This window comes from Psychrobacter okhotskensis (assembly GCF_013248965.1).
In the GTDB taxonomy this organism is placed as follows: Bacteria; Pseudomonadota; Gammaproteobacteria; order Pseudomonadales; family Moraxellaceae; genus Psychrobacter; species Psychrobacter okhotskensis.
This window is the reverse complement of the sequence record NZ_JABRVQ010000010.1, coordinates 55,350-77,308: the sequence shown is the minus strand read 5'-3', so window position 1 is coordinate 77,308 and position 21,959 is coordinate 55,350. Positions and strand designations below refer to the sequence as shown.

At 43.8% G+C, this 21,959-nt stretch carries 18 protein-coding genes; 11 read left to right on the top strand and 7 right to left on the bottom strand.

Annotated elements, in window-relative coordinates; genetic code table 11:
• The first annotated feature begins 274 nt into the window (after positions 1 to 274).
• Complete coding sequence (locus HQR03_RS06880) at positions 275 to 1,216, top strand: transaldolase (protein ID WP_037025863.1); 942 nt, start codon at positions 275 to 277, stop codon at positions 1,214 to 1,216.
• A 108-nt stretch (positions 1,217 to 1,324) separates the two neighbouring features.
• On the top strand, positions 1,325 to 1,792 hold the full coding sequence (locus HQR03_RS06875; protein ID WP_025652736.1) for a hypothetical protein: 468 nt from the start codon (positions 1,325 to 1,327) through the stop codon (positions 1,790 to 1,792).
• Between the two features lie 76 nt (positions 1,793 to 1,868).
• Here HQR03_RS06875 and HQR03_RS06870 read toward each other — a convergent pair whose 3' ends face one another.
• Positions 1,869 to 2,438: an adenine phosphoribosyltransferase gene (locus HQR03_RS06870; protein ID WP_173239645.1), complete on the bottom strand. Its 570-nt coding sequence runs from the start codon at positions 2,436 to 2,438 to the stop codon at positions 1,869 to 1,871.
• A gap of 329 nt (positions 2,439 to 2,767) precedes the next feature.
• Between HQR03_RS06870 and HQR03_RS06865 the strand changes: the two genes are divergently transcribed.
• Both HQR03_RS06865 and HQR03_RS06860 read left to right on the top strand, forming a co-directional pair.
• Positions 2,768 to 2,932, top strand: coding sequence for a rubredoxin (locus HQR03_RS06865; protein WP_010201990.1), 165 nt, complete (start codon positions 2,768 to 2,770; stop codon positions 2,930 to 2,932).
• 27 nt (positions 2,933 to 2,959) lie between these two features.
• The gene (locus tag HQR03_RS06860; protein WP_173239644.1) at positions 2,960 to 3,994 is read left to right on the top strand and encodes an alpha/beta fold hydrolase; all 1,035 of its coding nucleotides are present in this window, start codon (positions 2,960 to 2,962) and stop codon (positions 3,992 to 3,994) included.
• A gap of 125 nt (positions 3,995 to 4,119) precedes the next feature.
• On the opposite strand, the gene HQR03_RS06855 is transcribed toward HQR03_RS06860, so the two are convergent.
• Positions 4,120 to 5,157, bottom strand: a complete 1,038-nt coding sequence (locus HQR03_RS06855; RefSeq protein WP_173239643.1) for a WG repeat-containing protein — start codon at positions 5,155 to 5,157, stop codon at positions 4,120 to 4,122.
• A 286-nt stretch (positions 5,158 to 5,443) separates the two neighbouring features.
• Between HQR03_RS06855 and HQR03_RS06850 the strand changes: the two genes are divergently transcribed.
• Positions 5,444 to 6,376 (top strand): DMT family transporter, encoded by a 933-nt coding sequence (locus HQR03_RS06850; RefSeq protein WP_025652732.1) that lies wholly within the window; start codon positions 5,444 to 5,446, stop codon positions 6,374 to 6,376.
• A gap of 133 nt (positions 6,377 to 6,509) precedes the next feature.
• On the opposite strand, the gene HQR03_RS06845 is transcribed toward HQR03_RS06850, so the two are convergent.
• Positions 6,510 to 7,931, bottom strand: a complete 1,422-nt coding sequence (locus tag HQR03_RS06845) for a solute carrier family 23 protein (protein ID WP_025652731.1) — start codon at positions 7,929 to 7,931, stop codon at positions 6,510 to 6,512.
• Between the two features lie 536 nt (positions 7,932 to 8,467).
• Here HQR03_RS06845 and HQR03_RS06840 point away from each other — a divergent pair.
• Positions 8,468 to 9,901, top strand: a complete 1,434-nt coding sequence (locus HQR03_RS06840) for an L-serine ammonia-lyase (protein WP_217271554.1) — start codon at positions 8,468 to 8,470, stop codon at positions 9,899 to 9,901.
• Between the two features lie 189 nt (positions 9,902 to 10,090).
• On the opposite strand, the gene HQR03_RS06835 is transcribed toward HQR03_RS06840, so the two are convergent.
• The 3 genes from HQR03_RS06835 to xthA all read right to left on the bottom strand — a co-directional run bounded on the left by HQR03_RS06835 (position 10,091) and on the right by xthA (position 12,975).
• Positions 10,091 to 10,489, bottom strand: coding sequence for a DUF4377 domain-containing protein (locus HQR03_RS06835; protein WP_025652729.1), 399 nt, complete (start codon positions 10,487 to 10,489; stop codon positions 10,091 to 10,093).
• A gap of 369 nt (positions 10,490 to 10,858) precedes the next feature.
• Positions 10,859 to 12,082: a bifunctional glutamate N-acetyltransferase/amino-acid acetyltransferase ArgJ gene (gene argJ / locus HQR03_RS06830; protein WP_101211942.1), complete on the bottom strand. Its 1,224-nt coding sequence runs from the start codon at positions 12,080 to 12,082 to the stop codon at positions 10,859 to 10,861.
• A gap of 68 nt (positions 12,083 to 12,150) precedes the next feature.
• Positions 12,151 to 12,975, bottom strand: coding sequence for an exodeoxyribonuclease III (gene xthA, locus HQR03_RS06825; RefSeq protein WP_173239642.1), 825 nt, complete (start codon positions 12,973 to 12,975; stop codon positions 12,151 to 12,153).
• Positions 12,976 to 13,221: 246 nt separating this feature from the next.
• Here xthA and HQR03_RS06820 point away from each other — a divergent pair, with 246 nt between their 5' ends.
• From HQR03_RS06820 to HQR03_RS06800, 5 genes are all read left to right on the top strand, one after another.
• Positions 13,222 to 13,842 (top strand): hotdog domain-containing protein, encoded by a 621-nt coding sequence (locus HQR03_RS06820; protein ID WP_173239641.1) that lies wholly within the window; start codon positions 13,222 to 13,224, stop codon positions 13,840 to 13,842.
• A gap of 9 nt (positions 13,843 to 13,851) precedes the next feature.
• A complete protein-coding gene (locus HQR03_RS06815) occupies positions 13,852 to 14,724 on the top strand; it encodes an ABC transporter ATP-binding protein (RefSeq protein WP_173239640.1) in 873 nt (290 codons plus the stop codon).
• Positions 14,725 to 15,114: 390 nt separating this feature from the next.
• A complete protein-coding gene (locus tag HQR03_RS06810) occupies positions 15,115 to 15,906 on the top strand; it encodes an ABC transporter permease (RefSeq protein ID WP_025652753.1) in 792 nt (263 codons plus the stop codon).
• Between the two features lie 417 nt (positions 15,907 to 16,323).
• Positions 16,324 to 18,021 (top strand): AMP-binding protein, encoded by a 1,698-nt coding sequence (locus HQR03_RS06805; RefSeq protein ID WP_173239639.1) that lies wholly within the window; start codon positions 16,324 to 16,326, stop codon positions 18,019 to 18,021.
• Positions 18,022 to 18,771: 750 nt separating this feature from the next.
• Entirely contained in the window at positions 18,772 to 20,472 is a 1,701-nt protein-coding gene (locus HQR03_RS06800) for an AMP-binding protein (RefSeq protein WP_101211948.1), read from the top strand.
• A 539-nt stretch (positions 20,473 to 21,011) separates the two neighbouring features.
• On the opposite strand, the gene HQR03_RS06795 is transcribed toward HQR03_RS06800, so the two are convergent.
• The gene (locus HQR03_RS06795; protein ID WP_101211949.1) at positions 21,012 to 21,881 is read right to left on the bottom strand and encodes an SDR family oxidoreductase; all 870 of its coding nucleotides are present in this window, start codon (positions 21,879 to 21,881) and stop codon (positions 21,012 to 21,014) included.
• Between the last annotated feature and the right edge of the window lie 78 nt (positions 21,882 to 21,959).

The following is a 21,959-nucleotide window of genomic DNA, read 5'->3' as shown; positions in this document are numbered from 1 at the left end:
TACAAGGCAACCGAGTGTAGAGGTATATTTAATACTTCAAACGGGGTTAACGCAGTAATACTTTTATAGTGGAATGACTATATGGCAGAACAGTGGCTCAAAACTATGTTACAGTTCAAAACTAATGGTAACTAGCACCACTAACAAAAGCATAAACACCTTTTAAATACATTTAATCTTTAGAACATAACCAATCTTTTAACACTTAAATACTTTTTAACACTTAACAATTTTAAAACACCACCCTGTTAATTGATTCATACAAGGATACCTGATGAGCGCATTACAACAGCTTCGCACCATGACCACCATTGTCGCTGATACTGGCGACCTTAGCGCTATTGCTCGCTTAAAACCTGTCGATGCGACCACCAATCCCAGTCTCATTACCAAAGCCCTTATTCATCCTGATAACCAGTCTATGCTCTCAGAGACGATGAGTCGCTATCAAGGTAACGTAGACGATGTCATTGATGCGCTCACTATCAAGATTGGCTGTAATATTTTAGAGCTAATCGAAGGGCGTGTCTCAACTGAGGTCGATGCGCGTTTGTCATATGACACCCAAGCGACGATTGATAAAGCCTTAGCATTTATGGAGGCCTATCAGCAAGCAGGGGTCGACTCAGAGCGTGTCCTCATTAAGATGGCGGCGACGTGGCAAGGCATTGAGGCCGCACGGTATCTAGAAACTCAGGGAATTCACTGCAATCTGACGTTATTATTCGGACAGCATCAAGCGATTGCCTGTGCTGACGCTGGCGTGACCCTCATATCACCCTTTGTTGGTCGTATTTTAGATTGGCAAAAACGCCAACAAAACCGTCAGAACGTGCCTGTCTCTGATGATATGGGTGTGCAATCGGTCAAGCTTATTTACCAATATTTCAAGCAACATGGCTACAACACGCAAGTAATGGGCGCAAGCTTTCGCTCTACTGAGCAAATATTGGCATTGGCAGGCTGTGATCTGTTGACCATTGCTCCCGATCTTATTGATGAGTTGGCAGCGATGGATATAGAAGTCCCTCGTCAGCTTTCACCAAGCATGTCGATGGCGTTAGATGATATGACTCGAGTAAGTTTGACGCAGGAAGAGTTCAGTCAAGCCTATCAAAAGGATACCGTTACCCAAGACTTGCTACCCAAGGGTATCGATGGCTTTATCGGTGCGCGTGATGAGCTTGCTCAGGCATTGGCTGCGATGCGCAGTTAGTCGTTACGATAACGCGCAGTTAAACACCGGCAAATAAAAGAGATTTGCCTGCTAATAGTAAGTTAGCTATTATAACCTACTTCAAATAACAAGAAGTAAGGCTTGATTATGAGACGGCTATCAGTGGTATTAGCAGGTAGTGCGCTAGCGATTAGTGCACATGCAGTAAACTGGATAGAGATATCTGAGACTGATTCTGGTTCGACTTTCAGCCTAGATTCCGACTCTATTGAAAGCTCTGATATCAATATCATAGATGAGCATCATGTCGAAAACATTTTGGCATCCATTCGTAGAACCTATCCGCCGCAGCTACAACAGACGGATAAAAAAGATAAAAAGAGCAAAAAAGAAAGCGCTATAGACCATAGCGATCAGCAATTATTGATATCTTGTAAAGATGCCAGTTACTATCGACGAGCCTACGTGAATTATGGCGCTGATAATAAAGTCATAAAATCTTGGCAATCAGACAAACCCATATTGACCACCAAGGATTTTAAAATTACAACGCCAAAAACGATCGGGCGCAAAATAGTAGAGCAAACTTGCGAACGTTATCAACAAGACAAATAAAAAATATCGATAGCAAAAAAGCGCGCTGACCTTATATCAGCGCGCTTTTTCTTTATGGTCAATTTAAAAATTAACGTTAAGCTTTTAGCACCGTATAAACAGGCACGGGGAACTCACCATGCAAGTCAACCAAGTCTAGCAGTACTAAAGCCCCGACCACAGTATGATCCGCTGATTGGCACAGCTCATAAGCGGTAGTCAACGTGCCGCCGGTTGCCAAAATATCATCGACCAACAATACTCGCTCAGAAGGCAGGTTATTTTGCATCTCAAGCGTGTCTTTACCGTATTCTAGCGCATAGGCCTTGTTGGCAACAGGCGGCGGCAACTTACCGGGTTTACGCAACAAAATCATCCCTTTACCCAAGCGACCTGCCAGCAAGCTGGCAAACACAAAGCCACGTGCCTCTACTGCACCCAAACAGTCCACTTCATCCATCAGCCCATCTGGCAATACCGCAAGCAGCGCATCAATCACCGCATTAATGTGACTGCGCAGTAACGGGGTAATATCATAAAAATCAATGCCGACTTTCGGGAAGTTTGGTACTGTGCGAATAACCTGCCAAAACGGATGGTCGGTATTGAGCGTATGAGACGGCTCAGTTTCAGTATTAGTAGATGTAGCGGCGGCGTTGACGCTCATAATAACCCTTATTTCATATGGCTTAGATGGTAATAAGTGACGGTGATAAATGACAGACATCACCGTGAAATTAGTAGCGATTACTATAACATAATTTGGTGTAATATAGCGGTCAAACGAGCAATGATAGACTCGTTTAAATCAACGAAATGCTCATATCAGACTTGATAAAAGCGCGGTTATCTCAATATACAAGTGTAAACTTAACTATTAAAACACCGGTTATATGCTAAACTACGGGCGTTTTTACCGTCCAAATATGAGCGTCAATGCTCAGTAGACGCGCTAAAGACACCCTGTAACACTGGTAATGATCGATAGGACTATTTATGAAACGTTATGAATGTATCGTCTGTGGCTGGATATACGATGAAGCACTTGGCTGTCCTGAAGAAGGGATTGCGCCTGGCACTAAGTGGGAAGACATCCCTGAAGACTGGATTTGCCCCGAGTGCGGTGTTGGCAAGCTTGATTTTGAGATGCTTGAGATTTAGTAGACGACTCTCTAATTAGGACACTTCATGACAAAATCCAATGATATCAATAACGCGCCATTGCCTAAGAGCACTGGAGAGGATGGGCTATACCCTACTCCTGACTGGCAACGATTTGGCAAACACCAATGGCGCGAATCAAACCTGAGCGAACACCTCCATCAAGCGATGATAGATATCGGTGATGGCATCGAGTTGTGTGTTGAGGCAGGCGGCAATCCCAATCACCCACCACTGTTGATGATTATGGGTCTTGGCTCGCAAATGATATTTTGGCCGAACAATTTTATCAAGCGCCTTATTGATGCCGGATTCTTTGTGATTCGCTTTGACAATCGGGATATTGGCTTGTCTTCTAAGGTGCAGATCGATGGTCTACCGCGTATCAGCCAACTAAAAATGATGATGCGTTTGCAAACCGGATTGTCTAATAAAAGTACGCAGGTTGCTTATAATTTAACCGATATGGCCGAAGATACAGCGCGTTTGATTAAAGCATTGCAGCTGGGTAAGACCCACCTACTTGGTGCTTCTATGGGCGGTATGATTGCCCAAATTGTGGCGGCACGCTATCCAAGCCTAGTACAACGCATGGCCTTGATGTTTACCACCACCAATCGGGCATTCTTAAAGCCGCCCAAGCCTAAGCAGTTGTATACGCTTATCAATCGTCCTGAGAGTCATTCTGAGCGCGATATCGTGCGCCATAGTGTCTGGTTTATGAAGACAGTCGGCACCCCAGGACATGTCAACGTGCGCATGGTGCGTGAAATTGCTAAGTTACGTTATCAGCGCAACTTTCATCCGCTTGGCACTGTACAGCAGCTCAATGCTATCTTAGCATCAGGCTCTATTAGCCGGTTTAGTAAGCAAGTTAAAGCACCGACGATTGTGCTGCATGGTAGTGCAGATGGGCTGTTGCCTCCTTCGCAAGGACGCGTAGTCGCTAAGACTATTCCGAATGCCAAGTTTCATTTAATCGAAGGCATGGCACACGATATTCCAGAGTACTACCAACCTTATATGGTCGATTTAATCAGCAAGCACCTATTAGACCAGTAGTTTTATTTTTTGCCCATAAAAAAGAGCGTAAACCCTACTATTGATTTGTAGGTTTTACGCTCTTTTTTATGCTGGCTATTTTACGTCGATCTTTTCATTTAAACACGCCCTAATTTAAACACGCCCTAATCGCAACCGACACCCGTCCCTTCTTTATCAATACACATCTTATTGCCATTTTTTAAGTTACCAATCCACGCTTTGCCACTGGTAAAGGTAAAGGCGGGTCTGCCTTGGTAACTGTCACCACTCGATACACCGCTATTAGCAAAGCGAAAAGGAATCACCAGCTCACCGCCCAGATTGACAAAACCCCAATTATCATCGATACGCACGCCAGCCAAGCCTTCTGAAAAAGGGCGAGCATCATCAAATGAATAAGTAATCATCGTCACATTGTTTTCATCGACGAAACCCCATCGACCATCTTGCTGACGTGGTTGTAACGTCGTAAAACGATTGGGCACTGCTTGCCTAGATTGCGCTGGCGCTGTAGCAGAGCTATTATTAGCAGTTTGCTTCGAGGACAAAGGCTCATTATTACTGTTACTACCATTTGGATTGCTAGTGGCTTTGCCATTTTTATCCAACCAACTGGTCGCTTGATTTTTACGTACTTGCATCACACCGCCACGATAATCGTCAATATCACTGATTGACGCAGAAAACGACACGACGGTCTTATTCGCCGTATCGATAACCCCATAATTGCCATCTTTTTTGACCACGATACGTCCATCAGATACTGGGCGCGCCCAACCCTGACTTTCCTTTAGCATATCGTAGGTCGCAGGTATTACTTCACGGCCCTGCATATTAAGGTAGCCGACGTGACTATTGCGCAGCACGGGTAGCAAGCCACCAGCTATCTTATCTGCATCGACTTTTTGATAGCGTGATAAATCAACGACTTTTTTGCCTTTACTATTTAGCAACGCTACTGGTGCACCGAAGTCCTTTGTTGCTAGAAAATAACCGTTACTCGCGGTACAAGAGACATTTTTATAATAGCTTTTGGGAATTTTACAGCTGGCGGCGTGTGCAGTCGGCATCATAAATAACGCACTGATTAACAGGCTAATGGTAGCACCGTAGCGCGTTACTTTTAGCGGCGATCCAAATATCGGGGAAAGCGGCGCTTTTGATTGAGTCTGTCGATGCATAAATAAACCTAGGCTAAAAATAGTAGGAACTATATTGAGTGTTTTAAAAGAGCGATAAAAGATAGATTAGCAAATCATGGGCTTTGCGCCAATGCTATTCCTGTAAGGATGTGACTCGATGATATAAGCACTATTACATACAGTCATCATAAGAATAAATTATGTTTCAACCATTTCATTTTGGCTGTAAAACATCGACAATGTCGGTATCTGAATTATATCGTGCATACCCTAAACTTTCAGCAGATCGTTACCCATTTGCACGCGACCAAACTAAGGACAATCTATGGCTATTGCCGCTTCACGCTCTGCACCTATTGGCTTGGTCATTGGTTGCGTTATATTCGGTCTAGGCAGTCTAATCGTCGCGCACGTTGATATCGGCGGTTGGGCCATGTCGTTTTGGCGACTCGCTATCTCAGGAGTGGTCTTTGCTATTTTAGCTAGAGTCATGGGACAACGATTGCCACGTTCGAGACGCGCTATTTTTTATGGTCTATTATCAGGCGCATTTTTAGGGTTAGATTTGGCGCTTTGGCATGAGAGCATCTATGCCGTGGGGCCTGGTATTTCAACCTTACTTAATAGTTTGCAGATTTTCTTTTTGGCAGCGATTGGCTTTTTATATTTTAATGAACGACAATCTATTTTGCAGCTCATCAGCTTGTTTTTGGCGATGCTTGGCGTGGCGATGATAGGCAGCCCAGAGTTTGCGCAAAATACAGCAGCTACGTGGGGGTTTGTGACGGGCATTGTCTCAGGGGCGATGTTGGCTGCCTCAATGACTTTTATTCGTAAGACGCACGATACCGAACCCACGCCCATATTTATGCTGATGCAGCTGATCAGTATCGGCGGTGTGCTGGCGATGGTTATTCCGATGTTTGTGTTTGATATGGGCAATATCCTGCCCAATACGTGGTCTGAGATTGGCTGGGTGCTTATTTATGGTACCGTCATGCAGTGCTTAGCTTGGGGTCTGATTGCCTACTCTATTCCCAAGCTATCTTTGGCACTGACAGGGCTACTGCTACTAACTGAGCCGATTGCCGCCTTAGTGATTGACTATAGCTGGCTGGACAAACCGATTAATACCTTACAATGGAGCGGTGCGCTGTTGACGATGTTTGCCATTTACTTGGGTTCATTGAAGCCCAAGCCGCGCGCACTTCGTCGTTATCGATTTTTCGCACGGTTTTATAAGCGTAACTATAAATAAAGATCGCAGCAAATAACAATATTTATAAATCAGCGTCATCACAAATAAAAGCCACAATAATTATTGTGGCTTTTGCTTATCAATATATTAAGTTCTTTAATTTTATGATTAAAAAAATCAGTCTTTTTGACGACTAAACTTTTTGTCTATTAAATAAGGCATTAAGCACAATCGCAGCCAAGGTAGCCGTGCCGATACCACCCAAGTCAAAGCCGCCCAGATGCAAGCTAAAGTTACCTGTACCCATGATGACAGTAACAGCAGCGATGATAAGGTTGCTGTTTTTGCTAAAGTCGATATGGTTGTCTATCCAGATTTTGATCCCAGCGACAGTGATAAGTCCGAATACCACGATAGAAGCGCCACCCAATAATGCCGGTGGTATCGTTTGAATAATTGCGCCAAATTTTGGTGATAACCCAAGCAAGATAGCCACCAGTCCAGCGATGACAAAAATTGTGGTGCTATATACCTTAGTCACCGCCATGACGCCGATGTTTTCTGCATAAGTAGTGACGCCTGTGCCGCCAAAACCTGCTGAAAAAGTAGTCGCTAAGCCATCAGCGAAAAATGCCCGACCCATATAAGGGGTCACGCGCGCCTTGGTCATGCCTTCCACCGCTTTGAAATGTCCCAAGTTTTCAGCCACTAGAATAAAAGCCACGGGCGCTATTAAGATAATAGCACCCATCTCAAAACGTGGTGAATGGATACTTGGTAGACCAAACCATGAAGCAGCAGACACGCCGCTAAAATCAATGGGAATACCGAAGCCCATCACATTGGTCATCACAAAATAGGCGACGTATGACAATATTAAGCCCACCAGTAATAACAGCCGACGTAACATACCGCGCGTAAAAACAGCCACACCACTAATAAGCAATACAGTTAAGGTGGCCATCCAAGCATCAAACTGATTGGCAGACACCCCTTGTATAGTGACTGGTGCTAGGTTCAAACCAATAATCATGACGATGGCACCAGTGACGATAGGTGGCATCAAACGCTCAATCCAGCCTGTCCCAGTCTTCATGACCAGCAGCCCAATCAGTGCATAGATGATACCGCAAGCCATAATACCGCCCAAAGCGACATTCAAATTGTCATTAAAGCCTACGCCTGCATAAGCAGTGACAGCAATGACGGGACCAATAAAGGCGAAGCTTGAGCCTAAGTAACTGGGCATGCGCCCACCCGTGATCATAAAGAACATCACGGTACAAATACCGGACATCAAAATCGCTAGATTAGGATCAAAGCCCATTAATAATGGTGCAAGCACCGTCGCCCCAAACATGGCAAAAGTATGCTGCACACCCAGCAGTATACTTTTTGACGGTGGTAGATACTCATTGATACCGACCGGATCACGATCCAAATCACCACCATAAGGTCGCCATGTTGGAAACCAACGACCATTTTCAAAATCTGGGTTCTTTGGGTAGCTCGTAGCTGCTGCTGAATGAATGCCAGCCGCCTCTAAGGCGTTGCGAGTAGATAATGTATCAGCGCTGTTGTCTGATTGAGAGGAATGATCGGTGGGAGATGTCATGCACGCTTGTCCTATGTGGGCAAAGCCAATAATAGGCTAAATAACTGGATCAATAAAAAACTGAGCGAAAAAATATCAATAAATAGCGGGTTATAGCCAAAAACAATAGTGAAGCAAGGCTTTACACTATAGCACTTGTCATATGTCAGCTAATTCATTCATTTATGTTGCAAGGTCGCAAACCAAAAGTATTATTTGGTACGATAGCCATGTTATGCTAGAGGTATAGAGTCAGATACGTTCTACTTGAACCATCGTCTCGGTCATTTTTGACTGACCTATTTTAGCGATGACCTATTTTAGCGACAACTAACTTACAGGATGTTACATAAACGCTGGCTCCAAGCATCATAACGGAGTTTAGTAACAAATAAAAGTTATTATTCATTTGTCCCATATAGACATACATTCATAGACAACACCCCAAACTAAACACTTATCGGTGTTTGGTTTGAGGTGTTTATTATATTTTTCATGCCAGTGCTAAAGCCAATCGATAAGCCATGCTGAAGCACATAAAATTTTGGTGATTTATTATGATTAGTGTTTTTGATTTATTTAAAATTGGCATTGGCCCTTCAAGCTCACATACCGTCGGTCCGATGGTGGCAGCCAACTTGTTTTTGGAATCACTTCTGCAGCAAACAGAACTGACGGCTATAGACAGTATTGAGATTGAGTTGTATGGTTCCTTAGCAGCGACGGGCAAAGGCCATGCAACGGATACCGCCATCTTATTGGGACTGCTAGGACATACGCCTAGCACCATCGATACACGGCTAACCGGCAGCTACTTAGCGCCGATATTTTCGGAAAAAAAGCTGAATGTGTCAGGTACTCATTCGATTGTTTTTGATACCGAGCGTGACATTTATTGGTACGATGATACCGTCCTGCCCTATCACCCCAATGCCTTGACGCTCCGGGCGGTATTGGCCGATGGTACTCGTTATCAGCAAACCTATTATTCGGTTGGTGGTGGTTTCGTCATTAACGAAGAAGACGCCACTGATCCAGATGAAGACCATGCCAGCCCTACCATTGATAGCGTGCCCTATCCTTTCAATAACGCCGCAGAGCTATTAGAACAGTGTCGTCAAAACGGCTTGAGCATCAGTGAGTTGGTGCTGGCGAACGAGTGTCATTATCGTGAACAGACAGAAGTCTTTGCCTACTTAGATAGCATCTGGGACGTCATGCAAGACTGTGTCAAACAGGGCTGTGAAAATGGCGGTATTTTGCCAGGCGGTCTAGATGTCAGACGCCGCGCACAAGACTTATATTCACAGTTATGTGCGGAGAAGAACCAACCGATTGCAGAAACCGATAAATTGGCAGCGATGGATTGGGTTGACTTATATGCGCTCGCCGTCAACGAAGAGAACGCCAATGGCGGCAAAGTAGTCACCGCGCCTACCAACGGTGCCGCTGGCATCATACCAGCCGTCCTGCACTATTATCGTGACTTTTTGCCCAACTACGACCAAAGCGGCGTCTATAAGTTTTTGTTAAATGCTACTGCTATTGGCAGCCTTATCAAGCAAAACGCCTCTATCTCTGGCGCTGAGGTTGGCTGTCAAGGCGAAGTCGGCTCAGCATGTGCAATGGCGGCATCTGCCTTGGCTGAGATTATGGGCGGCGATCCTGCCAAATGCTTGAATGCCGCTGAGATTGGTATCGAGCATAACTTAGGTCTCACTTGCGATCCTATCGGTGGCTTGGTTCAGGTTCCTTGTATTGAACGCAATGCCATGGGCGCGGTAAAAGCGATCAACGCTGCCCGTCTTGCCTGTCGGGGTAATGGTCAGCACTTTGTCTCTTTAGATAAGGTGATTGAAACGATGAAAGTAACCGGCGCTGATATGTTAGATAAGTATAAAGAAACGGCTCGTGGTGGTCTGGCGGTTTATGCTGATAACCGTATTCCCACTGCGACTCATGGTGTCAGCGTAAAATATAGCCAATGCTAATAGCCGCTATCGACTGTTATTGTCATTATTGAATCAATGTTATGTCAAATTATCATTGAGTTGGCTTCGTTATTACAGTATTAAAAACAGCTCATACAAAAAGCCTCTAAATCATTAGAGGCTTTTTTATTTTACAAATTATTTGAACATAGACTATTTACTTGTTCAAAAATTCATAAGGTCATCTGATTACTCAGCAGTTTTTGAAACCACTTCATTTAAGATCCAGATAGGCTTAACTACGTTAGAGGCTTCGTCAGTTACCGCTTCTTGGCGTACATCTAAGATGTAGCGATAGTTTGGCTCATAAGTGAAACCTTGGATGTTACCATTCAAAGTAGTATAGTTTTTCTGATAAGTTTGACGATACTGTAAGCACTCTGATTCAACTTTGGTGCCATTAGCGGTGGTCAGGTCACAAACCGCTTTACGTGGGGCAATCTCTACTTCAAAACTTGGAATGTTAATAACTTTAACATTCATAGGTTGGCCTTCAACGACCATCGTACGCTCATTATCCATACCCATAGTAGAACAACCTGACAGGGCAAAAGTAGTCATCAACGCAGCAAGTGCTAATTTTTTCATTATTCAATCCTCAGTTAATTAATATTCATTATCGCCCGTTTGAACTCGTTTTAATCATTTATAGACGTTCAAAACGTAGTAGGCATTTAGGGCCATACTGGCAAAATCGATTGAGACAGCCAAATAACGCTAGTAATCGCTCAGCAGTATGGTCTATTGTTTACTGGAGCTAGTATATGTCGCAAACCGACTCATCCTCTATAACTGGTTTGTAAAGTAACGTCAGCTTTTGCAACTCATGTTAGTTAAACGTATTAAAAAACAGTCTAAGCCGATATTCATTTGACAACATAAAAAATGGCCGAAGTAAGCATTACTCCGACCATTTTTCAAAATCTACTTTTCGCTAATTAGCGTTTAGTACGATCATTAACTGCGATAATCAGCATTTATCTTGACATAATCGTAAGACAAATCGCAGGTATAAACCGTATCGCTAGCTTCGCCACGTGCCAGATCAATATGAATGGTAATCTCAGGACGACTCATGACGGTCTTGCCCGCGGCTTCTGTATAGTTGGGAGCAACACCACCATTTTGGCAAATCATCACCTCATCTAGATAAACATCGACTTGCTCGGTATCCAAATCTTCGATACCAGCATAACCCACTGCAGCAAGGATACGACCCCAGTTGGCATCACTAGCGAAGAACGCGGTCTTGACCAACGGAGAGTGCGCAACTGCATACGCCACATCGCAGCACTCTTGCGTCGTCTTGCCACCAGTGACTTTGACAGTCATAAACTTGGTAGCGCCTTCCCCATCACGTACGATTAACTGTGCTAGACGGACGAATACCTCAGTCAAAGCTGAAAATATAGTCTGATAATGCGGATGTTCTGGACTGTCAATCATATCAGCGCTGGCTGTACCGGTGGCAATCAATACACAACAGTCATTGGTCGAGGTATCACCATCGACAGTAATACGGTTAAAAGACTGCTCGTTAATGGCACTTAGCATCTCTTGTAATAAATCAGGCGCAATATTGGCATCGGTCGCCACATAGCCAAGCATGGTCGCCATATTTGGTCGTATCATGCCTGAGCCTTTTGACATGCCAGTAATATGATAGCTGCTACCCGCGACGTCAACTTTTTGGCTAGCAAGTTTGGGGATTGTGTCAGTGGTACGGATACCATTTGCAGCAGCCAGCCAATTATCAGCAGCTAAATGGGTAAGCGCCTTATCTAAGCCTGCGATGACCGCCTCGCTGTTTAGTGGCTCACCAATCACTCCAGTCGAAAACGGCAACACAGAACTGACATCCACGCCTGCTTTACTAGCTAGCGCTGTACAGATATCAACCGCGCGGCGTTTGCCATCTGCGCCCGTCCCAGCATTGGCATTGCCCGTATTGGTGACCAAATAGCGCGGACTGGCTTTAGCAAAATGCTCACGCAATACTCTTACTGGCGCAGCGCAAAAAGTGTTTTTAGTCGTGACCACGGCACTGGTTGCCGTCTCAGCAATCTCAATCACCACCAAATCATCACGATCTTTGTAGCGTACGCCTGCAGCAGTCGCACTTAACTTGATGCCATCGATAGGATAAATAATATCAGGTACTGCAACATTTCCAACAGCCATAGTGACTTCCTTACTTTCCAGTTTTTATGATTATAAATAGAATGTTATTTGTGAGTGTTCAACACGCCCTAGGGTTTGCTTAAGTTAAATGCTGACCAGATAGGCGCATGGTCAGAGGGTTTTTCCATGGCACGTAGCTCATAGCTGATACCGGCATCGACACAATCATCAACTAGATCTGAGGTGCACAAGATATGATCGATACGTAGACCACGTTTAGGGTCATCGTTGAAACCGCGGCTGCGGTAATCAAACCAGCTATACAACTCTGTACTCTCTGGATAGTGCAAACGATAAGTATCGGTCAACTCGCGTGACATTAGTGCTGCATACCAATCACGCTCTTCTGGCAAAAACGAGGTCTTTCTGTTTTTCAACCAACGTTTGGCATTAACTTCACCAATACCAATATCAATATCTTCTGGGGCAATATTCATATCACCCATGACGATGAGCGAGCGACCTTCTGTTATTAGGGTATCGATATATGCTATCAAATCGGCATAATAAGCACGTTTCATGGGAAATTTGGTCGGGTGGTCTTGGCTTTCACCTTGAGGGAAATAGCCATTGAGCACATCAACTTCACGACCGTCAAATTCATAACGCGCATGGATAAAACGCTTTTGTGCCTCAACGTCTTCACCAGGAAAGCCTTTTTGCACAAATATAGGCGCAACCTTGGACAATAACGCCACGCCATAATGTCCCTTCTGCCCAAAATACTCTACGTGGTAACCGAGGCTTTCTATGTTCTCTAGAGGAAATTGCTCATCGTGTACTTTGGTTTCTTGTAGACCCATTACATCAGGATCGATTACCTCACGCACCGCCTCTAGCTGATGTTGACGAGCGCGAATACCATTGATATTAAAACTGACAAAACGGGTCATAAACTATCCTATACTGATTGATGAAAAGACGGTGCTGATACGCGTATATAAATCACTATGATAACAGACGTAAGCAAGCCTGACTGTTGCGTGCCCTGATATCTTAAGCTAGAGTAGCTGTTATTAGGACGATGGCTATTAAATGAAAGCGAGCAAATTAACACTATTAAATCAAAGCGACCAAATCGTTGAGAGCAAATCAGGACGATCACACAACACTTATTAAAATAATTATTGAGCATTGTTATGACAACCACTATTAGCAATAAAGCCAACACCTTGCCAAAGACAAAAAAACAAATCACGCCATTATTTGCAAAAGACTACAACGTCTATATTAACCATACTGACGCTGGCGGTATAGTCTACCACGCCAATCATTTGGTGTTTTTTGAAAACTGCCGCCGCGATTGGTTTGGCCAGCTGGGTCTAAATGGGTATTTCTTACAGACTGATGAGGGTCAAGTACAGCATTTTGTGGTGAGTCAGGCAGACTTACAATATAAAAGAGCCATTCTGCTGGATGAAGTCATTAGTGTGCGTGTCGATAAAATCGAGTTAAAACCTGCCAGCATCGTTTTTTACCAGAGCATTCACCGTCATAGTCCAGACAAGGCCTCTACTGATAATAACCTTACCGATAACGCTTCTACCGATAGCGTCAAGAACAGTGCCAAGAACAACGCCAACGCCAATAATAGTTTATTAAGTAGTGGTAAAATCGTCATCGCTTGCGTGCAAAATCAAGTCAGAGCAGAGCCGGATGTTGCCGTTGCGAGCGCTGCACCAATGCGTCCAATTCGTGTGCCAAACAAACTGCGTGAGGCCTTACAAGAAGCGATTGATCAACCTATAAATACACAATGATGCCGACCTATGAGCGTTGATAATGACATGCCTATCGTTGAATTTAAAGACATCTGTGTCCATAGCCAGCGTATCACGCTAATCGATACTGGTGATAAACAGCCCACTATTAAGGCACAAACAAATAACTTGTCTGCCATCTATGATAAGTGGACGCGCAAATTCAGAAAAAACGCTTCTTCTAAGCAAATATTATCGACACCCAAAAGAGTCTTGATAAACAACGTTAGCGGTACATTATTAGCAGGTCAAGTGACCCTTTTGACAGGGTCTTCTGGTAGCGGCAAGTCCGTTTTACTGCGTGTGCTTGCAGGCTTACTGCCGATGAGCAGCGGTGAAGTCTATTTGCGTAATGATAAAGAGCTAAATAATAGAAGTGATAGTAGCAGTACTGGCAATAGCAGCGCTTATCATAGTATTTATAATACGCCGCCGCCTGAGTGGCGCGCGCGTATCGCCCTACTGGCTCAGCAGCCACAATTGCTAGAAGGCACGGTACTTGAGAATTTGCAAATACCCTATCGCCTACAAGCGCATCAACACCTTGACTTTGATATTGACTGGCATATCGCTCAGCTTGTTCAGCTCGAACGCCGCGCTGATTTTTTACAGCAAGCGGCCAGTTATTTATCTGGTGGCGAGCGCCAACTGGTCAACACTTTACGTCTTTTACAACTAAACCCACAAGTGCTGTTATTAGATGAGCCGACGGCGGCTTTAGACAGCGATACTTCAGCTCAGCTGGTATATTTACTGATTGACTGGTTACGCGGTGATGCCCAGCGCAGCGTATTATGGGTGACACATGATACGCAAGACATTATGCCATTAGCCGACAGACATTGGCACATGCAAGCAGGCGTCTTAACCGAAGTGAGCTAACATTATCATCAGCTTTCAGTTATTGCTGTTGTTGACAATAGTGACGGCATTTAGGGTCTGTTGAACATTCAAATGTGGAACTGGCAGTGGCTATTTTTTAAACAATACGCAGTGAAGTTTTTGACGCCTAGTCATTCTAGGTTAGATAATTTCGCCATGTATTGGCAAAAAATAGCCCTGCCCTGAAAGGCTGATACTGAAATCACCCCAAACGTTGTTGTAAACCTAGCTAAGGTCTCGACATTATCGTCGGTTTACGCCTGATTTGATAAAAGGTTTGGGACGATTTTAGCAATCAGCAGTCCTAATATTTGAATGTTCAACAGACCCTAATATTTATTGACCTACATCACACCTTAACTCCTTAAACCCCTTTGATAATGAGCCGCTATGAACGCGACGGACGATATGCAAATATTCCTCACCTATGGTGATATTGCGCTTGCCAGCAGTTTAATTATTATCGTGCTTATCATCTCTTGGCGACTGCGTTTAGCTTTAACCAAAACACTATTAACAGCTGCTATTCGCACCATCGTTCAGCTCAGCTTTATCGGTCTGATTTTGGCATGGATTTTTGCTCGTGAACAGTGGTACGAAGTCCTACTCATACTGACTATCATGACCGTAATCGCTGGTGCTGCAGCCAAAAATCGAGTCAAACGCAGCTACAAAGGTTTATTCACTGACACCTTGCTCGCTGTCAGTCTATCAGCCGTATTGGTCACCAGTATCGCAATCATGCTTATATTAAGAGTACAGCCGTGGTATACACCGCAATTCGTCATTCCCATATTAGGCTTAATATTAGGCAATTCTTTGACCGCCATCTCCTTGACCAGCAACCAGTTGATTGAGGCCTTTCATGAGCAGCAAGGACGTATTGAAACGATGTTGAGTCTCTCTGCCAGCCCGTTCGAAGCTGTGCATGAGCAGATAAGAGCCGCCATTATTAATGGCATGACCCCAACGCTAAACTCTATGCTGGTGGTTGGTATTGTCAGTCTACCAGGGATGATGACTGGGCAAATACTAGCGGGTGCAGATCCTACTCAAGCGGTACGCTATCAGATTATCACTATGTTCTTGATCTGTGTTAGTAGCACGTTGGGATGTACTATCAGTGCGTTACTGATTTACCGACGTTTTTTTAATAGCAAACAACAGTTTACCTTGCCTTAGTGACCATGCGTCTTATTTATCTTGCCTCAGATATAAATCTAATTATCTAATTTTTGTATGTACTGCTCAGTACTTGCATGCTAATATTGCCTACAATTAGATTCATGCTAATGTGTTACTCAAATGTATCATTATATTCTTTCTAGTTGATATAACAGGTAATTAATAAGACGTTTTTCGTACCAATCAGATCTTTTGGTATGGATTTACCCATACGGTTGCTTCGCTTATTTACCACTTTTTATCATGATATAAAACATATAATGGCAACAAAATCTTAGCAGCCAGTCAATAGATAAGGATGTTATCGCTCTCAGCGGCAAATGGTTCACGTCAGCGCTGATTTGTTTTATTGACACGGATATGACTGCTTTCTCACCAAACCTTAATCTATATTAAACCTCAAGGACGCTGACTATGACGTTAAATAAACCTTGGCTTGCCCAATATCCGGCAGGCATGCCGAAGTCGATCGATCCAGATAGATATGGCAGCATAGTAGAGCTATACGAAGAATGCTTTGATCGCTTCCGTATGCATCCCATGAGTATCTGTATGGGCGTCACCCATACGTATGACGACATTGATAAAGCGTCGCTCGCCGTTGCTGCATGGCTGCAAGCTCAAGGGTTACCTCAAGGTACGGTGGTTGCGCTCATGATGCCAAACGTCCCGCAATATTTGCCAACCATGATTGGTATTTTGCGCGCCGGTTATGTCTGTACGCCTGTCAATCCCCTATATACTGGTCGTGAGCTACGCCATCAATTGAATGACTCGGGTGCTCAGGTTATTTTTGTGGTTGATAACTTTGCCCAAGCGCTCGAGCAAGTTATCGACGAGACCAATATCAAGCGTATTGTCCTATCGAAAATGGGCGATATGATGGGTCTAAAAGGTATCTTAGTAAATACTATTATTCGTCAGGTTAAGCGTCTGGTACCCAAGTACAAGCTGAACGATCCTAAGCATGAAGTCACTAAGTTCCCTGACGTTCTTAAAAAAGGTAGAAACCTACCGCTACAAAAACCAAGAATGGCCTTGGACCAAAAAGCTTTTTTACAGTATACAGGCGGTACTACTGGTCTATCTAAAGGGGCGATTTTATCGCAGCGTAATATCGTGGCAGCTTCTATGCAATCAGAAGCATGGACACGCCCTATTACCTCGGAGATCAATGAAGTCTATATCAATATGGTCATGGCCTTACCGCTGTATCATATCTTTGCCTTTATGTTGAGTTTGCTCGGCATGCGCTCGGGCTATACCTTTATCTTGGTACCCAATCCACGTGATATCCCTGGATTTATCAAGACCTTGTCAAAACAACCGTTCCATATCTTCCCAGCGGTCAATACTCTATTTAAAGGATTGCTTGACAATCCAAACTTCAAAGATCTCAATTTTAGCTCATTGCGTATCTCACAAGCCGGTGGTATGGCAGCGACTGAGCAGACAGCGACACGCTGGCTTGAGACGACGGGCTGTGCGATGATTGAAGGTTGGGGCATGACTGAAGGTGTCGCGGTAGGCACCGCCAACGTCATTACAGATCGTAAATTTAACGGTACGATTGGTGTTCCCGTCCCTAGCGTCGATGTGATTGTCATCGATGATGAAGGCAATCGTGTGGGCGTCAACCAAGCTGGCGAGATGTGTGTCAAAGGTCCTAACGTAACCTTAGGCTATCTGAATAGAGACAGCAGTGATGACTTCACCAGTGACGGTTATTTCCGCACTGGCGATATCGTTAGCATGGACGAAAAAGGCTACTTTAGACTGTTAGACCGTAAAAAAGATATGATTTTGGTCTCAGGCTTCAACGTCTTCCCGAACGAAATTGAATCGGTCATGCTCGATTGTGAAGGTATTCTTGATTGCGCGGTCATTGGTATCCCTGATGATCATCAAGGCGAAGCGGTGAAAATCTATGTGGTACCAGAAGATAATAACGTCACCAAAAGTACCATTAAAGAGTTTGCATTGGATAATTTGACGGGCTATAAATGTCCACGTCATATCGAATTCGTCAGCGAGCTACCAAAGAGTAACGTTGGTAAAGTTTTACGTCAAAAACTGCGTGAAAAACATGACGCGGATCACCCTCAGTTATAAATAAACTGAACGCAGTCACATATATCTGCCCTATAAATTTGATTATAAAAAGCGCTTTACCTACAAGGTAAGGCGCTTTTTTTGCTCAACTATTCAAAACAGTATAGTGATGATTCTCATAAATTTGATTTAACGCCCTGTTTCTTACGCGTGAATGACGGTCATTAAAGTATGCTTCTGTTCAAAAAATACATCAAGATATTGTAACGCTAGTTTTAAAATAAGTGACTCAAATACCGTATTCCATAGCGTTGCCCTACTTCATTATATTTTTTTATGATATAGCACAGCTTATCCTAACTTATCTACCGCTTGTCGTTTTTTGACTTGCAACACAGATCACTCTATTTATCAAATTTATATATGTACTATGAAGTGCGCTTATCATAATATCGACTTCAGTTGTAGTTGTGTTAATGTGTTGCCAAAATATGTCAGTCGATGTTCTAAAGTTTTAATTGATAAGGTTTTTATTGAAAGTAACTTATAAGGGTTATTGAGACGTGACGATATTTTCTAAGTGACATTTTAATCGTTAAATGTACTTATTTGCCGTTTATCCTACAGAAGCCATCATTCTTTGTAGTTAAACAAAATTGTGTAAGGGCCACCGTATGTTAGCAGTCAGTTAATAGTTAGGATAGCACTCAGCACCGCGTTGATTACTACGCAATGATTTATGGTGTTGACAGGGATGTGACTACTTTCTTCTAAGACCTTAACTTATATTAATATTTAAGGACGCTAAATATGACCGTGAATAAACCTTGGCTTGCTCAATATCCTGCAAGTGTACCCAAGACCATCGATCCTGACCAATACGAAAACCTGATAGAACTTTATGAGGAATGCTTTGACCGCTTCCGTCCGCACCCCCTGTCTATCTGCATGGGTGTGACGCACACTTATGGAGACGTTGATAAGGCCTCACTAGCAGTTGCAGCATGGTTACAAGCGCAAGGCATTCCTAAAGGCAGTGTGGTTGCGCTCATGATGCCAAACGTCCCGCAATACTTGCCAACGATGATTGGTATTTTGCGCGCCGGTTATGTGTGTACCCCTATTAATCCGCTATATACGGGTCGTGAGCTGCGCCATCAATTGAATGATTCAGGTGCTCAAATTATCTTTGTGGTCGATAATTTTGCTCAAGCACTGGAGCAAGTCATCGATGAGACAGCCATCAAGCGTATTGTCCTATCAAAAATGGGCGACATGATGGGCCTTAAAGGTATCTTGGTCAATACAGTTATCCGTCAGGTAAAGCGCCTCGTACCCAAATATAAGCTTGATGATCCTAAGCACGAGGTAACCAAGTTCCCTGAGGTCCTTAAAAAAGGTAAAAACTTACCGTTTCAAAAGCAGAAGACCTCTTTAGAGCAAAAAGCTATCTTACAGTATACTGGCGGTACCACGGGACTGTCTAAAGGTGCTGTATTATCTCAGCGTAACGTGGTAGCAGCGGCGCTACAGTCAGAAGCATGGTATCGCCCTGTGACCTCAGAAATTAACGAAGTCTATATTAATATGGTCATGGCCTTGCCGCTGTATCATATTTTTGCCTTTATGCTAAGCCTACTGGGTATGCGTTCAGGCTATACCTTTATCTTGGTACCAAATCCGCGTGATATGCCGGGCTTTGTCAAAACCCTGTCAAAACAACCGTTCCATATTTTTCCTGCGGTTAATACCCTATTTAAAGGCCTGCTGGATCAACCAAGCTTTAAAGATCTCAATTTTAGCTCGTTACGTATTTCACAAGCTGGTGGTATGGCTGCTACTGAGCAGACTGCGAAACGCTGGTTAGAAGTGACTGGTTGCCCGATGGTTGAAGGTTGGGGGATGACTGAAGGTGTGGCCGCAGGTACGGCCAATGTCATCACTGACCGTAAGTTCAATGGTACTATCGGCATACCCGTACCTAGCGTTGACATCATTATTGTCGATGACAATGGTAAACGTGTAGGACTACACGAAGCGGGCGAGATGTGTATCAAAGGGCCGAATGTCACGTCAGGTTACTTTAATAAAGACAACAGCAATGACTTTACCAGCGACGGTTACTTCCGTACCGGCGATATTATTAGCATGGACGAAAAAGGCTACATTACCTTATTAGACCGTAAAAAAGACATGATTTTGGTCTCAGGCTTTAACGTCTTTCCGAATGAGATTGAGTCTGTCATGCTAGATTGTAAAGGTATTATTGACTGTGCAGTGATTGGTATTCCTGATGAACATCAAGGTGAGGCGGTCAAAATCTATATCGTTCCTACCGACAATAATGTCACTAAGAGCGATATCAAAGAGTTTGCGCTAGATAATTTGACTGGCTATAAATGTCCGCGTCATATCGAATTTGTGAGTGAATTGCCTAAAAGTAACGTTGGTAAAGTATTACGCCAAAAGTTACGTGAGCAGCATATGCTGGATAACCCACAAACGCTTTAGTCAAAATATCCAAAAAACGCGACGCTATTGCTGATATTGGTTTTTTGTAGCCTCTGTCTGCGCAGGCGCAGCAAGCAAAAAAATTGATATCAGCAGTGCGTGATGGTTCGATATTATTTTTCACTCACTATATAACGATTAAAACGAAGCTGTTTTATTTTTATTGCTAGGGTCTGTTGAACATTCAAATGTGGAACTGGCAGTGGCTATTTTTTAGACAATACGCAGTGAAATTTTTGACGCCTAGTCATTCTAGGTTAGATAATTTCGCCATGTATTGGCAAAAAATAGCCTTGCCCTGAAAGGCTGATACTAAAATCACCCTAAACGTTGTTATAAGCCTAGCTAAGGTCTCGACATTATCGTCGGTTTACGCCTAGTTTGGGACGATTTTAGCAATCAGCAGTCCTAATATTTGAATGTTCAACAGACCCTAAATTGCTATACCAGAAATTAGCGAAAAAAAGCCCTCTACAGATGATGTAGAGGGCTTTTTTCTGAATTTACTCTTACCAAAATTTACGTCAAGAAAAACATCATCAGCTGAACTTATTGAGCACTCGTAACGGCAAATGCTTCATGGCATGACCGACCACTGCCCAGGGCAAGCTAGGTACACAAGCTTCTTGAACGCCTGCTTCGATCGCAGCAACCATTGCTTTCGTACCCGTATCTACATCCACTTCAAACGGTAACGGCTTAGCGTTTTCGTTAATTTCCGTACGGATATAGCCTGGATAAATAGTAGAAACGTTAATCGGTAATTTGGTCAACAGCATATCAGCTCGGATGCCTTCTGCCAAATGAGCGAGCCCTGCTTTAGTCGCACCATAAGTGGTCAGGTGTCTCGGTAAACCGCGCATCGCCGACATACTTGATATGACGACCAAATGGCCGCTATTCTGGGCTCGAAAAATACTCATGGCCGCTTCACACTGCGCCAGTGCTGAGATAAAGTTAATTTCAACCGTACGGCGATTGGTCTCAAAGCGACCTTTACCAATACGGCGACTCTCACCGACACCTGCATTGACCACCACACGATCGATACCACCAAAGTCGGCGGCAAAAGCATCAAACACCTCAAAAACTGCATCGTAATTACTGACGTCTAATACGCGATATTCAACGCGAATATTGGGATAAGTGGTCATCAGTTCTGACTTCAAACGCTCTAAGCGCTCAGTACGGCGCGCACAGATAGCGAGGTTGTAGCCAAGCTTGGCAAACAGTCTCGCCATCCCCTCGCCTAAGCCGGAGCTGGCACCCGTGATTAAAATGGTCTTATCACGCCCTACTTGCTGCTTATTCAAGCCTTTAAGATAGCGTGCCGGTTGCACAGCACTCAATATCTGCTGCTGGCTTTGCTTAGTGGTTTTGGTAGCTAAGCCAATTAATTGATTTTTCATGACCAATCCTTTGTATAACGATAACGAAATAGCTTCGATACCTCATAAAACGGTACTTATGAGGTATTGAAATCAATT

Coding starts and splice junctions, on each gene's coding strand:
- HQR03_RS06880 (WP_037025863.1), top strand. CDS start 275: ATGAGCGCATTACAACAGCTTCGCACCATGACCACCATTGTCGCTGAT.
- HQR03_RS06875 (WP_025652736.1), top strand. CDS start 1,325: ATGAGACGGCTATCAGTGGTATTAGCAGGTAGTGCGCTAGCGATTAGT.
- HQR03_RS06870 (WP_173239645.1), bottom strand. CDS start 2,438: ATGAGCGTCAACGCCGCCGCTACATCTACTAATACTGAAACTGAGCCG.
- HQR03_RS06865 (WP_010201990.1), top strand. CDS start 2,768: ATGAAACGTTATGAATGTATCGTCTGTGGCTGGATATACGATGAAGCA.
- HQR03_RS06860 (WP_173239644.1), top strand. CDS start 2,960: ATGACAAAATCCAATGATATCAATAACGCGCCATTGCCTAAGAGCACT.
- HQR03_RS06855 (WP_173239643.1), bottom strand. CDS start 5,157: ATGCATCGACAGACTCAATCAAAAGCGCCGCTTTCCCCGATATTTGGA.
- HQR03_RS06850 (WP_025652732.1), top strand. CDS start 5,444: ATGGCTATTGCCGCTTCACGCTCTGCACCTATTGGCTTGGTCATTGGT.
- HQR03_RS06845 (WP_025652731.1), bottom strand. CDS start 7,931: ATGACATCTCCCACCGATCATTCCTCTCAATCAGACAACAGCGCTGAT.
- HQR03_RS06840 (WP_217271554.1), top strand. CDS start 8,468: ATGATTAGTGTTTTTGATTTATTTAAAATTGGCATTGGCCCTTCAAGC.
- HQR03_RS06835 (WP_025652729.1), bottom strand. CDS start 10,489: ATGAAAAAATTAGCACTTGCTGCGTTGATGACTACTTTTGCCCTGTCA.
- argJ (WP_101211942.1), bottom strand. CDS start 12,082: ATGGCTGTTGGAAATGTTGCAGTACCTGATATTATTTATCCTATCGAT.
- xthA (WP_173239642.1), bottom strand. CDS start 12,975: ATGACCCGTTTTGTCAGTTTTAATATCAATGGTATTCGCGCTCGTCAA.
- HQR03_RS06820 (WP_173239641.1), top strand. CDS start 13,222: ATGACAACCACTATTAGCAATAAAGCCAACACCTTGCCAAAGACAAAA.
- HQR03_RS06815 (WP_173239640.1), top strand. CDS start 13,852: ATGAGCGTTGATAATGACATGCCTATCGTTGAATTTAAAGACATCTGT.
- HQR03_RS06810 (WP_025652753.1), top strand. CDS start 15,115: ATGAACGCGACGGACGATATGCAAATATTCCTCACCTATGGTGATATT.
- HQR03_RS06805 (WP_173239639.1), top strand. CDS start 16,324: ATGACGTTAAATAAACCTTGGCTTGCCCAATATCCGGCAGGCATGCCG.
- HQR03_RS06800 (WP_101211948.1), top strand. CDS start 18,772: ATGACCGTGAATAAACCTTGGCTTGCTCAATATCCTGCAAGTGTACCC.
- HQR03_RS06795 (WP_101211949.1), bottom strand. CDS start 21,881: ATGAAAAATCAATTAATTGGCTTAGCTACCAAAACCACTAAGCAAAGC.